A 13041-nucleotide genomic window follows, 5' to 3' on the forward strand; every position below is an offset into this window, starting at 1 on the left:
TTTATTTTTTGCTGTCTTGACAAGGACTTAGCAGTAAAAATCCAAGCTCGTAGGACCTGGACCTGCTTTCGCCCCCATAAGAGGGCGGGGCCTACCTACGCTTTTGGGGCGCAACTCCTGCACTTGCCCCGCCGTAGGGTGCGCCGCGCGCACCGACCGTGGGATCGACCATCGCGCGACGTCCAACACTTAGCCGTGGCGGGATGAAACAAAAGGGATGGTCCGGCGCGACGGTGAGGCTCAACGGGCAGAGGATGCCATCCAACCTTTGCACCAGCTTGGTCACCCTCTCCCCCGCCCTCTCCCTGAAGGGAGAGGGGGCCGTCCGCGCCACGGCAAAGCTCCGAACCAAGGTGAGCATCTGAAGCGGAACGCAGTCCTGCCCTATTGCCCCCACGTGACCATCAACGCAGCTGGTTGAACAGGTTCAGCCCGCTGATCTTCACGTAACTCTGCTGGGCCGCGTCGAGGATGATCGATTGCATGGACAGCCGGGAAATGGCCTCGGCGTAGTCCAGGTCGCGCAGTTCGGCCTGCACGCTCTTGTTCACCAGGCCGACTTCCTCGTGGGAGGTCTGGGTGGACTCGACTATGTTCAGCCGCGCGCCGATCTGCCCGCGCACGGTGTCGAGGGTGGTCATGCCGTTGTCCAGGTTGGTCAGGGCGAGCGCCACCGAGTCGCGGACTTCGCGGCTGCCCTGGGGAGAGTCGACGCCGGACTCCAGGGATTTGCGCAGGCTGGCAATGGTGTCGAGGAGCCCGACCTTGTTCGCCGGCGCGGTGGTGGGGTCATTGTCGGGCGGGGCGATGGTGACGCTGGCGCCATTAGGTGGCGTGCCGTTCACGTGAAAGGTGACGCCGCCATAGCTGACCTGGGTGTCCTTGCCCGCCGTCAGGGTGCCGTTGACCACCGGCCCCGCCGCCGGCTGCGGCAGGGGCGTGAGGCTGTACTTGAGCGGATCGGCCGGCTCGTTGAAATCCAGCTGGATGCCGCCCGCCGGGAAGTTGGCGAAGCTCACCTCGTCATCCACCAGGGCGCCGCTGACATAGGGACCGGCCGGCGCCGCCGGGTTGCCGGTGACCGAAAGGCGCCCGGCGTTGATGGAGTTCTCGAACAGCGCACGACCATTGTCGCTGATGGGCACCTGCAGGGAGCTGGCGATCTGCAGCTGGCGCTGGCCTTCATCACCCTGGTAGCTGTAGCTGCCGTCCGGGTTGCGCACGAAGGGTTGGGTCTTGCCCTGGTAACCGGCGAAGAGGTATTCGCCACGGGCGTTGCGTGTGTTTATCAGGCCGAGGAGTTCATCCTCGCGCTCGGCCAGCTCGGTGGCGATGGCCTTGCGGTCTGCCTGGCTCAAGGCGCCATTACCCGCCGACCCCGCCAGTTCGCGCACGCGCTGCAACAGATTGTTCACCGAGTTCAGCGTGGCCTCTTCCTGGCTCAGGCTGCTCTGCGCCGCGGTGAGGTTGCCCTGGTACTGGTCGAGCACGGCTTGTTGCTGGTCCAGTTGCAGCAGGCGCACCGAAGCCACCGGATCGTCGGCCGGGGTGAGGATGCGCTTGCCGGAGCTGATCTGTTCCTGGGTGCGGGCGACATCGGAGAAGTTGCGCTGCAGGCCCGATACACCGTTGTTGAAGGCTTGGAGAGTGGAAATTCGCATGGCGATGGCCCGTTAGCGGAAGCTGCTGATCAGGGTATCGAACAAGGAGCGCGCAACTTGAATGATCTGGGCCGAGGCGTTGTAGTACTGCTCGAACTTGATCAGGTTGGCGGCTTCTTCATCGAGGTTGACCCCTGACAAGGAGTCACGGTTGTCGCTGGCCTGCTTGAGGATGGCGCCGGAGGCCTCGCTGTCCTGGCGGGCCTGGGCGGTCAGGGTGCCGACGCGCTCCACCAGCTGGCCGTAGCCATCGGAAAAGCTGACGCCGGAGTTCTTGCTGCCCAGGGTGGAATCGACACCCACGGTGGATTTGTTCTGCAGGTCCACCAGCTTCTGGGCGTTGCGGTTGTCGGAGACGCCGCCCTTGTTGAAGCCCAGGGTGAAGGTATCGCCATTCTGCGGCTGGCCGCTGAAGCTCTGCTGGATGCTGTAACTCTGGGTCACCCCGCCCACAGTGACTTCCACCGCAAAGGACAGGCTATTGGACTGCCCCGGCGTCACGCCGAGGCCGGTGATGTCGGTCGGCGCGGGGGCCGGCGGCAGCTGCGGCACCGTGGTGATGCGCACGCCCGGCGGCAGCGGCGTCGGGAACTGCAGCTGGCCGCTGGCGGAATCGTAGGTCAGGGTCAGGCTGGGGAAACCGCTGATCACACCCTGCTGCAGCGGGTCGGAGCGTAGCGCCTGCATGCTGGCCAGGTTGGCCGGATCGATCACCTGGGTGATCTCCGGCGCGCCGATCACCGCGTTGCCGCGATTCTGCAGGTTGGCTTCGCTGCGCAAGGGCGCGGCGAAGGCCAACTGGTCGGCCTGGTCCAGTTCCACCGAGATGGACGAGGCGCCGGTGCGGGTCGGTTCGAGCATGAAGCGATCACCGGCGGCCGGCGTGCCGGTGAGCGTCACACTGAAGCCCTGGTCGCGTCCGGAGGCGTCCTTCAGGGTCAGCTTCAGCGGGTTGGCCGGGTCGACTGTGACCGTCATGGGCGCCCCGTCACTCAGGCGCCGCGCCTGGTAAGAGGTGCCGTCGAACTCCAGGCGATAGTCGCTGGTGCCGAGCCGGCTGGTGTCGTCGATGGTCAGGGAAGCATCCACGCCCGAGGCGTTGTCGGCGAAGGCACGGGCCCGCAGGTCCGCCAGTTCGGGGGTGTTGTAGTCGCCGAACAGCATCGAACCGACGCGTCCCTTGAGGTCGAGCCCCTGGCCCAGCTGGCCGTTGACCTGCTCGGTCACCGCCATCGCCAGGCGCCCCAGCGCGTTGAGCGAGGAGTCGAGCACTTCGTTGCGGTAGCGGATCAGGCCGCCCAGCTGGCCGCCACTGACCTGGCTGGTGACGTTCTGCCGGGTTCCGCCATTGACCAGTTCCACTTCGAAGCGAGTCGGGTCGCCGGTGCCATTGACGATGTCCAGGCGGCTTACGGTGCCACCGACCACCAGCGGCTGGCCGGTGCCGATGAAGAGGTTGAGGCTGTTGTCGTCCTGCTTGACCACCGACACGCCGATGAAGCTCGACAGCTGGCGCACCGCCTCGTCCCGGGCATCCAGCAGGTCGTTGGGCGCGTGGCCGTTGGCCGCAGCCTCGGCGATGGCGTTGTTCAGGCTGCCGATCGAACTGGCCAGGCGATTGACCTGTTCGCTGATGCTCTGCATCTGGCTGTTGACGAAACCGTTCTGCTCGCTGAGGCGGTCGTGCAGGGTGTTGAAGCGCCGCGCCAGGCCTTCGGCGTCGGCCAGCACCAGTTCTCGCGCCGGGGTGTTGGCCGGATCTTCCGCGGCGGCCTGGAGCGAGGCGAAGAACTTCTGCAGCGACGGGCTGATGCCCGTGGTGGTGCCAGCCAGCAGCGAGTCCAGCTGGTCGATCTGGCTCTTGTAGGCGGCCACATCGCTGTTCAGCGCTGTGGAGTTGCGCAGCTGCGAGGTGAGGAACTCGCTGTAGGTCCGCCGGACTTCGGTGAGCGCCGCACCGGAGCCGATGTAGCCCGCGCCGCTGAACTGGGACAGCCGCGCGGCCTGGGAAGCATCCTGGCGACTGAATCCCGGCGTGTTGACGTTGGTGATGTTGTGGCCGGTGATGGACAGCTGCGTCTTGCTCACGGCAAGCCCGGACAATCCGATGTTTAACAAGTCAGCCATGACTCAGCCTCATATCCTGGTGGTCGTGCCGTCGACGGCGGCAACGGCCTGGTAGATCTGCATGCCGCGGGCGATCTGAGTGATCTTGCGGGCGTATTGCGGATCGGTGGCGTAGCCGGCCTGCTGCAGCTCGCGGACGAACTGCTCGGGGTTGTCAGTGGAGCCGAGGGCTTCCTGATAGCGGTCGTTGTTCTGCAGGAAGCTCACGTAGTCGTGGAAGCTCTGCTCGAAGGAGTCGTAGGAGCGGAACGACGCCGCTTCCTTCACCGCCTTGCCGCCCTTGTACTCAGTGGTCAGCACCCGCGCCGAGTCGCCGTCCCAGCTCTTGTGGGCCTTGATGCCGAACAGGTTGTGGCTGCTGCTGCCATCGCCCTCGCGGATGATCGACTTGCCCCAGCCGGTTTCCAGGGCGGCCTGGGCCACCAGGTAGCGCGGGTCGACGCCGATGCGCTCGGCGGCCTTCTCGGCCATGGGCAGCAAGGTCTCGATGAATTCGTCTCGCGAAGCGAACACGCGCTTGCCGGCGCCTGTGGCCTTGCCGGCGGCCTCGACGCCCACCGCTGCGCGCTCCGGCGCGGCATAGGCCTTGGCCGGAGCCCAGTCGCTGCCGGCCAGCGGCTTGCTGCCCTGCTGTTCGAGGGTCGGTGCCATGCCCGCCATCTGGCCGTCGCTGAGACGGCTCGGCAGGGCCAGGCGGCGCTGGTTGAGCAGTTTGGAATCGTCACGCGCCGGTGCCGTGGCGTCGCCATTTCCGGCGACTTGCGCCGTCCCGCTGGCCTGGACGCCGGCCTGGACCTGGGCGAAGGGATTGGGCCGCTCGGCGTGGCGGGTCTTCGACAGCTGGCGGGTCAGCACATCGGCCAGGCCGACGCCGCCCTGCTTGGACAGGGTCACGGCCAGCTGCTGGTCGTGCATGTCCTGGTAGGTCTTGGTCTCGTTGCTGTTCAGGTAGTTGCCTTCGGCGAAGGCTTCGCCGGCCTGACGCATGGACTTCATCATCTCGTTGAGGAACAGCGACTCGAACTCCTGGGCCACCTTGCGGATATTGCCCTCGCTGTCGCGATCCTTGCCGGCCTTGAGCTGGCTCAGCCGGTTCAGGTCGGTGTAGGCGCCGCTGTCCAGCTTGGAGCTGGTGGCGAGGCCTGCGGAGAGTCTGGAGTTCATCGTCCTTTCCTTAAATCACGATCAGGTCGGCCTGCAGGGCACCTGCCTGCTTCAGCGCTTCGAGGATGGCCATCAGGTCGGACGGGGCCGCCCCCACCTGGTTCACCGCACGGACGATCTCGTCGAGGGTGGTGCCGGGGCCGAATTTGAACATCGGCTTGGCCTCTTCGTCGGCGCTGACCTTGGAGCGCGGCACCACGGCGGTCTGGCCACCGGAGAAGGCTTCGGGCTGGCTGACGATGGGGTCTTCGGTGATGGTCACGGTGAGGCTGCCGTGGGTCACGGCGGCTGGCTGCACCCGCACGTTCTGGCCGATGACGATGGTGCCGGTACGCGAGTTGATGATGACCTTGGCCACCGCCTGGCCAGCCTCGATCTCCAGGTTCTCGATCACCGACAGGTAGTCCACGCGCTGGCTCGGGTCCAGCGGCGCGCTGACCCGTACTGAGCCGCCGTCCACGGCCTGGGCCACGCCCGGGCCGAGGAGCTCGTTGAGCTTGTCGACGATGTTCTTCGCCGTGGTGAAGTCCGGGCGGTTGAGGTTCAGGGTGAGGAAGTTGCCCTGCTCGAAACCGCTCGGCACCGGCCGCTCCACGGTGGCGCCGGAAGGGATGCGGCCGGACGACGGGACGTTGACGGTGATCCGCGAGCCGTCGCTGCCCTCGGCGTCGAAGCCGCCCACCACCAGGTTGCCCTGGGCGATGGCGTAGACGTTGCCATCGATGCCCTTGAGCGGCGCCATCAGCAGGCTGCCGCCGCGCAGGCTCTTGGCGTTGCCAATGGAGGAGATGGTGACGTCGATGGTCTGGCCGGGCTTGGCGAAGGGCGGCAGGTCGGCATGGATGGACACCGCCGCGACGTTCTTCAGCTGCACGTTGCCGACGTTGGCCGGCACCTTGATGCCGAACTGCGCCAGCATGTTGTTGAAGGTCTGCAGGGTGAAGGGCGTCTGGGTGGTCTGGTCGCCGGTGCCGTTCAGGCCCACCACCAGGCCGTAGCCGATCAGCTGGTTGGTGCGTACGCCCTGGATGCTCGCCAGGTCCTTCAGGCGTTCGGCCTGGGCAAGGCCTGCGGCGAGCAGCAGGCAGAGGGCGGTGATCACTCGCTTCATGGTCGGCCTCATCAGAACGGGAACAGCGGGCTCATGAAGAACCGGTCGAACCAGCCCGGCTGGCTGGCATCGGCGAAGGCGCCGGTGCCGGAATAGGTGATGCGCGCATCGGCCACGCGGGTGGATGGCACCGTGTTGTCGGTGCCGATGTCGTCGGCGCGGACCAGGCCGGCGATGCGCACCAACTCGTCGCCGGTGTTCAGGGTCAGCCATTTCTCGCCGCGCACGGCGAGGATGCCGTTGGGCAGCACTTCGGACACCGTGACCGTGACGGAGCCGGACAGGCTGTTGCTCTGTCCCGCCTTGGAGTCGCCCTTGGTATCGCGGGTGGCGTTGTACTCGGCATCCAGGCTCAGGCGCGCGGCGTCCAGCGGGTTGAGGCCGCCGTTGGGGTTGTTCACCGAGACGCCGCCGCCGAAGAGCGAGGTCAGGCCGATGTTCGCGTTGCTGTCCTTCTGGATCTGCGAGTTGGCGTTCTTGCTGGCCTGGGTGCGCTCGTTGAGGGTGATGGTGATGATGTCGCCCACCCGGTAGGCCTTGCGGTCGTCATAGAGGTTGGTTTCAAAACCGGCCTGGTAGATGGCGCCGTTGTTCTGCGCGGCCGGCAGGGGCGTACGCGGCAGCACGGGCGCGTAGTAGGGATCGTTCGGCTTCGGCGACGGCTGGACGCACCCCGTGATGAGGGTGCTGCCGAGCAGCGGGAGAAGAATGATCAGCCGGTTCATGGCGACTACCTCAGGGCGTTACAGGTTCTGCGTGACGAAAGCGAGCATCTGGTCGGCGGTGGAGATGACCTTGGAGTTCATCTCGTAGGCGCGCTGGGTGGTGATCATGTTCACCAGCTCCTCGACCACGCTGACGTTGGAGTTTTCCAGGGTGTTCTGCTGCACGACGCCAAGGCCGGTGAGACCCGGGGTGCCGACTTGCGGCGCGCCGCTGGAGGCGGTCTCGAGGAACAGGTTGTTGCCGATGGCCTGCAGGCCGGCCGGGTTGACGAAATCGGCGGTCTGGATGTTGCCGATCACCTGGGCGGCGGGGTTGCCGACCGTGGTCACGGAAACGGTGCCGTCCTCGCCCACGGTGAAGGTCTGCACCTCGGCGGGCAGCACGATGGCCGGCTCCAGGGCAAAACCCTGGGAGGTGACCAGCTGGCCGTCGGAGCTCAGGTGGAAGCTGCCGTCGCGGGTATAGGAGACGGTGCCGTCGGGCAGAAGCACCTGGAAGAAGCCGCGGCCGTTGATGGCCATGTCCAGCGGCTGTTCGGTGGTCTGCAGGCTGCCCTGGGTGAAGATCTTCTGGGTGCCGGTGATGCGCACGCCGGTACCCAGCTGCAGGCCGGTGGGCAGCTCGCTGTCCTGGCTGCTCTGGCCACCCGGCTGGCGACGGACCTGGTACAGCAGGTCCTCGAACTCGGCGCGGTCGCGCTTAAAGCCAGTGGTGGAGACGTTCGCCAGGTTGTTGGAAATGGTGGTCAGGTTCATGTCCTGGGCGGACAGGCCGGTCTTGCTGACCCAGAGTGCCGGAAGCATCTATTTCTCCTCGGGCGCCGGAATCATGGCGCCGCGTGCTGGTGATTAGCTGAACTGCAAGACCCGCGCCATCGCCGAGGCGTTGTCCTCGGCGGTACGCATCATCTTCACGGAAAGCTCGAACTGGCGGGACAGCGAAAGGATCGCGGTCATCTCTTCCACGGCGTTGACGTTGCTCGCCTCGAGAAAGCCCGAGGTCAAGCGCACATTGGCGTCGGCCTGCACCGCCTGCTGCGGGTCCTTGATGCGGATCAGGCCATCGCTGCCCTTCTCCAGCTGCTTCGGATCGGGGTTGACCAGTTTGATGCGGTCCACCTCGGCCACCACGTTGGGGTTCTCGCCCAGGGCGCGGATGCTGATGGTGCCGTCCTGGCCGATCTCCACCTTCTGCTCCGGCGGGATGGCGATGGGACCGGCATTGCCCATGACCGGCAAACCGTTGCCGGTACGCAGCTGGCCAAGGGCGTCGATCTGAAGGCTGGCGGTGCGCACATAGGCTTCGCTGCCATCGGGTGCCTGCACGGCGACCCAGCCCTCCCCTTCGATGGCCACATCCAGGTCGCGGCCGGTCTCCTGCAGGGCGCCGGGGGTGAAGTCAGTGCCGGGGCGCTCGGTCATGGCATAGACCCGCGACGGGAAGCTGTCGCCGAACACCGGCATGGAACGCGCCTGCTCGAAGTCGCGGCGGAATCCGGTGGTGGAGATGTTCGCCAGGTTATTGGCGTGGGCGCGTTGAGCCAGGCTGTTCTGGCTGGCCCCGCTCATCGCGACGTAAAGCATCTTGTCCATGAATCTCTCCGAGTGGGCGTTGCCGCCCTTGGCTCTTTGCCTGGTACTCAGCAAGCGTCGTGCCAACCCCGGATATCAATCATAAGACATTGAAATAAAAGGCATTTATAGAAAAGAAAAGGCCTCTTTCGAGGCCTGACAGACGCGCTGGCGGCGAGGGGCTGCCGCCAGCGGCAAGGGGATTTGCCGCCTGGAGCCCGCGGGCTCCGTAGCACCGATGAGCTCGCGAGCTAGAGTCAGGCTAGGCGAAAGTGGCCCGAGGAAGCGGACTGGGCTCGCATCCGAGTTTACGACTGTAAATGAGCATTCCTCGGGCCACTTTCAACGACGCATGGCCGACGCGCAGCAGCTCATCAACGCAGGTTGATGATGGTCTGGGTCACGGCGCTCTCCGTCTCGATGGTCTTGGCGTTGGCCTGGTAGTTGCGTTGGGCGACGATCAGGTTCACCAGCTGATCCGACAGGTCGACGTTGGAGTCTTCCAGTGCACCCGACTGGATGGAGCCCAGGGTTCCGGAGCCCGGCGGGTTACGCACCGGCTCTCCGGAGTCCGAGGACTGGATCCACTGGGTCTTGCCCACCGGCGCCAGCCCCTGGACGTTGGCGAAGTTCGCCAGGATGACCTGCCCCTGGATCCGCGACTGGCCATTGGTATAGCGGGCGAAGATCTCGCCGGTGTCGCTGATCTCCACCCCCGCCAGCTCGCCGGTGGTGTAACCATCCTGGGCCACGCTGTTGACCGCGAAGGCGCTGGCGAACTGGGTCGCCTGGCGGAAATCCAGGTTGACGCCGGTGGCGTTGGCCTGCGCCCCGTTGGCGAGAAACACCGGGTTCTGCTGACCATTGGAGGTGGAGGGGATCCAGCTTCTGATCTTGAGGGTGCCGTCGGCATTCCTTTCCCACACATCGGTCGGCTGCGGCGCCGGCATGGCAGGTACGGCATTCGGATCATAGGCCACGGGGTTGGTGGCGCCGATCGGCTGCAACTTGCCCACCGAGTCGAAGCTCAGGTTCGCGCTTACCGGGGTCTTGCCCGCTGCGGCGATGGCCGCGACCACGCTCTCGACCGTTGCCCCCGCCGCCGCTGCGGCATTGGTGGCGGCCGTCACCTGGGCCGGCAACACCGTGGAGCCGGGACCGGACAGCGCCGACACAGCGGCAGCCACGCTGGCCGGCGTCGCCCCGCCGGCGCCGGCCGCGGTGGTGGCGGCCAGGTTGGCCACGCCCGCCAACGGGTGGCTACCGTCGATGAGTACGTTCATCTGCCAGGCGTTCGGCCCGGTCTTGACGAAGTACTGAGTCATCACGTGGGAGTTGCCCTGGCTGTCGAAGATGTTGGTCGAGGTCGACGAGTTGTAGCTGGTCGGGTCCGTGGGACTGAAGGCATTGGTCGGCACGGCATTGGTCGAGTTCAGGTTGAAGCCCTGCGTCACGCTGCCGGTGGCCTTCGGGTCCTGGCTGTTGGTCTGGATCCTCAGGTTGCCGATCGAGCCGGTCTGCAGCACGCCGTTGGCGTCGGTGGTGTAGCCCTGCAGGTTGTAGCCGTAGTTGTCGACGATGTAGCCGCTGCGATCGGTGCCGAAATAACCCGCCCGGGAGTAGCTCAGGGCGCCGTTGTTGCTGACCTGGAAGAAACCGTTGCCGTTGATGGCCATGTCCAGGGCATTCTGGGTGTAGTTGATGTTGCCCTGGTTGAACTGCTGGGAAACGCTCGACAGCAGCACGCCGCTGCCCGTCGAGTTCTTGCCGCTGCCCAGCACCGAGGATGCATAGACGTCGGCGAACTCCGCACGGGATTGTTTGAATCCGGTGGTCCCGGCGTTGGCGATGTTGTTGCCGGTGACGTTGAGGTCCTTGTTGGCGGCGCGCAGGCCACTCAGCCCGATGTTGAAACTCATCCGATTACTCCTTGCCGAATTTGCCGGCCGCTACTGACCGATGACCTGAACCTTGGAAAGGCCGACACTGCCGATGCCGGCGAGATTGAGCATCAGCTCGCCGCCGTTCTGACCCAGGGTGACGCTGTCGACGTTGGCCGGCAGCAGGGTGTAGAGCCCCTTGGTCTCGTCGCCGTACTGGGCCTGCGCCTCGAACTTGTAGGTGCCGGGCGGCATCAGATTGCCGTTGGAGTCCTTGCCGTCCCACATGAAGCTGACGCTGCCGGCGGACTGCTGACCCAGGTTGACGCGGTTCACCAGCGAGCCGTTGGTGTCATAGACGTTGGCCCAGACGTTGCTGCTGGACACCGGCAGCGTGGCGCTGGCCTTGAAGGTTTCGCTGGTGTCCACCACGGCCTTGTCGGTCGGGACTATCACCTTGCGGCCTACCAGGGACGAGGCCTGCAGGGCCTGGGACGACTGGTAGCCGGAAAGGAGCGAGCCCATGCTGGTGTTCAGCTTCTCGATACCTTCCACCTGGCTGAACTGCGCCAGCTGGGCGATGAACTCGCCGTTCTCCTGGGGCGCCAGGGGGTCCTGGTTGTTCAGCTGGGCGACCAGCAGTTCGAGGAATTCGTTCTTGCCCAGCTCGTTGCTTTTCTTGGTTTCGGTGGTGCGGCTGTACTGGTCGAGCACCGACTGGGTGGTGTTGCTCGTGGATGCGCTGCTGACACTCATGCTGTTCCCTCGCTTCCTATCACTGACCCAGGGTCAGCACCTTCTGCATCATCTGCTTGGCGGTGTTCATCATTTCCACGTTGGTCTGGAAGGACCGGCTGGCGGAGATCATGTCTGCCATTTCCTCGACCACGTTGACGTTGGGGTAATAGACGTAACCTTCCGCATTGGCCGCCGGATGGTTCGGCTCATAGCGCGGGGTCAGGGTGCCCTGATCCTCGATCACGCCGAGCACCTGCACGCCGGCGCCGGACTGGTCGTCCCCGGCGAACAGCGAGCCGCGATCGCCGCCACCCAGGGAGTTCTGGAACATCGTGGCGAACACCGGGTGGCGCGCGCGGTAGGTCTGGTCGAGGCTGGAGGACACCGTCTCGGCGTTGGCGATGTTGCTGGAAATGGTGTTCAGCCGAGTGTTCTGCGCACTCATGCCGGTGCCGGCGATGTTGAAGATGCTGGACAGGGACATGGCTTGGCTCTCCGTTACTCGCCGCGCAGGGCGCTGATCAGCCCTTTGAACTTGCTGTTGAGGAAGGTGAAGCTGGCCTGGAATTGCATGGAGTTCTCGGTGTAATTCGACTGCTCCAGCTGGGCGTCCACGGTGTTCTGGTCGATAGCGGCCTGGAACGGAATGCGGTACTTCAGCTCGCCTTCACCCATTTCGAAACCGTCGGCGGCGATGTGGCGCTCGCTGGTACGGGTTGCCTGGAAGCTGCCGCGAGCGGCCTTCTCGGCCTGCTGGGCGAGCACACTGGCGAAGTCCAGGTCGCGAGCCTTGTAGTTCGGGGTATCGGCATTGGCGATGTTGTTGGCCAGCACCTCGCCGCGCTGGGCGCGGAAGCTGAGGGCTTGCTGGTGGATGCCGAGGGCCTTTTCGAAACTGATGCTCATGGTCCGGAACCTTTGCCATTGGCAATCTGGGTTGCTTGCCAGAGATACAGCAAGGGCCGTGCCATTATTATTTTTCTTTAATTTTCAATGGCTTGATTAGAATCAGGGCGGCAATAAGCGGCAACAGGACGCTACCGGAGCGGCAAAGCGGCAAGGGTGTTTGCCGCTGCTTGCCGCCCGACTGGACGGCGAAAGGAGGACGGCCGTAGGGTGCGCTGCGCGCACCGGCCATTGCGCGCGAGGATTCCGTTGCGCACGGCGCACCCTGCAAAAAGAAGAAGGCCGCCCTCGGGCGGCCTTCCTGCACTCATCGCGCCAGCGGGTACAAGCGCTCGTCGAACTGCTCCAGGCGGGGGAACTCCAGCGGCACCGCTCCCTCGAGCCCCTGCAGGCGCGCCTGATAAGAGCGCAGAAAATCCTGCCGCGCCTCGTTGCTGATATAGGGCACGTGCCAGGCCACGAAGGGCGGCAGGACTTCGAGGCCGACGTAGGCCAGGGTGCCGCGCAGCAGCGGGCGCAGCATGTCCTCCAGCGGGCCATGGATGGCGCCGTCGCCGAACATGTGTTCGCGCCCGCCCAGGGTCAGGCTCACCAATGCCTTCTTGCCGGCCAGGCCACCCTGGTCGTAGAAGCGCTTGCCGCCGTAGCAGACCCCGGACACCAGGACACGGTCGATCCAGCCCTTGAGCATGGCCGGCACCGAGAACCAGTAGAGCGGGAAGTTGAAGATCACGAGATCTGCCCAGAGGAGCTTGTCCAGCTCGGCCTGGATGTCTGCGGCGAGCCGCCCGGACTTGACGCCCTCGCGCTGCTCCAGGGCATAGACCAGGTAGTCCGGGTTGGCGCGCTCGGAAAAGTCGGAGGCCGACGCCACCGGGTTCCAGTTCATCGCGTAGAGGTCCGAGACCTGGACCTGGTGCCCCTGCCCCTGCAGCGTTTCCACGGCCAGGTCGCGCAGGGCGCTGGTGAAGGATTGCGGCTCGGGATGCGCGTGGACGATCAATACATTCATGGTGATTTCTCGGGTTGCTAAATCTGGATGGCCAGGGGCCGGGCCTGGCCAGCCATGGCCCCGAGCTTGAGGAAGTCGCGGCACTCCAGCTGGAAGCCCTGGATTGCCTGAGTGATCTTGTTCCTGTTATCGCTCATTGCAGTAA

Annotated in this window: 12 protein-coding genes; all 12 read right to left on the minus strand. The window is 65.2% G+C overall.

Annotation, left to right across the window (positions count from 1 at the left end):
• Positions 1–404: 404 nt before the first annotated feature.
• Positions 405–1661 (minus strand): flagellar hook-associated protein FlgL, encoded by a 1257-nt coding sequence (gene flgL, locus E8F12_RS26730; protein WP_280328236.1) that lies wholly within the window; start codon positions 1659–1661, stop codon positions 405–407.
• 12 nt (positions 1662–1673) lie between these two features.
• A complete protein-coding gene (gene flgK / locus E8F12_RS26735; RefSeq protein ID WP_280328237.1) occupies positions 1674–3788 on the minus strand; it encodes a flagellar hook-associated protein FlgK in 2115 nt (704 codons plus the stop codon).
• A 9-nt stretch (positions 3789–3797) separates the two neighbouring features.
• Complete coding sequence (gene flgJ, locus E8F12_RS26740) at positions 3798–4952, minus strand: flagellar assembly peptidoglycan hydrolase FlgJ (RefSeq protein WP_280328238.1); 1155 nt, start codon at positions 4950–4952, stop codon at positions 3798–3800.
• A 10-nt stretch (positions 4953–4962) separates the two neighbouring features.
• Entirely contained in the window at positions 4963–6063 is a 1101-nt protein-coding gene (locus E8F12_RS26745) for a flagellar basal body P-ring protein FlgI (RefSeq protein WP_280328239.1), read from the minus strand.
• A gap of 11 nt (positions 6064–6074) precedes the next feature.
• On the minus strand, positions 6075–6788 hold the full coding sequence (flgH, locus tag E8F12_RS26750) for a flagellar basal body L-ring protein FlgH (RefSeq protein WP_280328240.1): 714 nt from the start codon (positions 6786–6788) through the stop codon (positions 6075–6077).
• Between the two features lie 18 nt (positions 6789–6806).
• Positions 6807–7592, minus strand: coding sequence for a flagellar basal-body rod protein FlgG (gene flgG / locus E8F12_RS26755; protein WP_280287599.1), 786 nt, complete (start codon positions 7590–7592; stop codon positions 6807–6809).
• A 45-nt stretch (positions 7593–7637) separates the two neighbouring features.
• Positions 7638–8381 carry a flagellar basal-body rod protein FlgF gene (gene flgF / locus E8F12_RS26760; protein WP_280328241.1) on the minus strand — a complete coding sequence of 248 codons (744 nt, stop codon included), beginning with the start codon at positions 8379–8381 and terminating at the stop codon, positions 7638–7640.
• Positions 8382–8734: 353 nt separating this feature from the next.
• Positions 8735–10279: a flagellar hook protein FlgE gene (locus E8F12_RS26765; RefSeq protein WP_280328242.1), complete on the minus strand. Its 1545-nt coding sequence runs from the start codon at positions 10277–10279 to the stop codon at positions 8735–8737.
• A gap of 30 nt (positions 10280–10309) precedes the next feature.
• Entirely contained in the window at positions 10310–10996 is a 687-nt protein-coding gene (gene flgD / locus E8F12_RS26770) for a flagellar hook assembly protein FlgD (RefSeq protein ID WP_280328243.1), read from the minus strand.
• Positions 10997–11015: 19 nt separating this feature from the next.
• Entirely contained in the window at positions 11016–11462 is a 447-nt protein-coding gene (gene flgC / locus E8F12_RS26775; RefSeq protein WP_280328244.1) for a flagellar basal body rod protein FlgC, read from the minus strand.
• A 14-nt stretch (positions 11463–11476) separates the two neighbouring features.
• Entirely contained in the window at positions 11477–11884 is a 408-nt protein-coding gene (gene flgB / locus E8F12_RS26780) for a flagellar basal body rod protein FlgB (protein WP_280328245.1), read from the minus strand.
• A 307-nt stretch (positions 11885–12191) separates the two neighbouring features.
• Entirely contained in the window at positions 12192–12896 is a 705-nt protein-coding gene (locus E8F12_RS26785; RefSeq protein ID WP_280328246.1) for an NAD(P)H-dependent oxidoreductase, read from the minus strand.
• Positions 12897–13041: the final 145 nt, after the last annotated feature.

Origin of the sequence: Pseudomonas sp. BN102 (assembly GCF_029871245.1) — a bacterium.
GTDB lineage: Bacteria > Pseudomonadota > Gammaproteobacteria > Pseudomonadales > Pseudomonadaceae > Metapseudomonas.

Excerpts from the sequence above, each read along its gene's own strand:
- flgC (WP_280328244.1), bottom strand. The coding sequence starts at position 11,462 with ATGTCCCTGTCCAGCATCTTCAACATCGCCGGCACCGGCATGAGTGCG.
- flgF (WP_280328241.1), bottom strand. The coding sequence starts at position 8,381 with ATGGACAAGATGCTTTACGTCGCGATGAGCGGGGCCAGCCAGAACAGC.
- flgB (WP_280328245.1), bottom strand. The coding sequence starts at position 11,884 with ATGAGCATCAGTTTCGAAAAGGCCCTCGGCATCCACCAGCAAGCCCTC.
- flgG (WP_280287599.1), bottom strand. The coding sequence starts at position 7,592 with ATGCTTCCGGCACTCTGGGTCAGCAAGACCGGCCTGTCCGCCCAGGAC.
- E8F12_RS26765 (WP_280328242.1), bottom strand. The coding sequence starts at position 10,279 with ATGAGTTTCAACATCGGGCTGAGTGGCCTGCGCGCCGCCAACAAGGAC.
- flgK (WP_280328237.1), bottom strand. The coding sequence starts at position 3,788 with ATGGCTGACTTGTTAAACATCGGATTGTCCGGGCTTGCCGTGAGCAAG.
- flgD (WP_280328243.1), bottom strand. The coding sequence starts at position 10,996 with ATGAGTGTCAGCAGCGCATCCACGAGCAACACCACCCAGTCGGTGCTC.
- E8F12_RS26745 (WP_280328239.1), bottom strand. The coding sequence starts at position 6,063 with ATGAAGCGAGTGATCACCGCCCTCTGCCTGCTGCTCGCCGCAGGCCTT.
- flgJ (WP_280328238.1), bottom strand. The coding sequence starts at position 4,952 with ATGAACTCCAGACTCTCCGCAGGCCTCGCCACCAGCTCCAAGCTGGAC.
- E8F12_RS26785 (WP_280328246.1), bottom strand. The coding sequence starts at position 12,896 with ATGAATGTATTGATCGTCCACGCGCATCCCGAGCCGCAATCCTTCACC.
- flgL (WP_280328236.1), bottom strand. The coding sequence starts at position 1,661 with ATGCGAATTTCCACTCTCCAAGCCTTCAACAACGGTGTATCGGGCCTG.
- flgH (WP_280328240.1), bottom strand. The coding sequence starts at position 6,788 with ATGAACCGGCTGATCATTCTTCTCCCGCTGCTCGGCAGCACCCTCATC.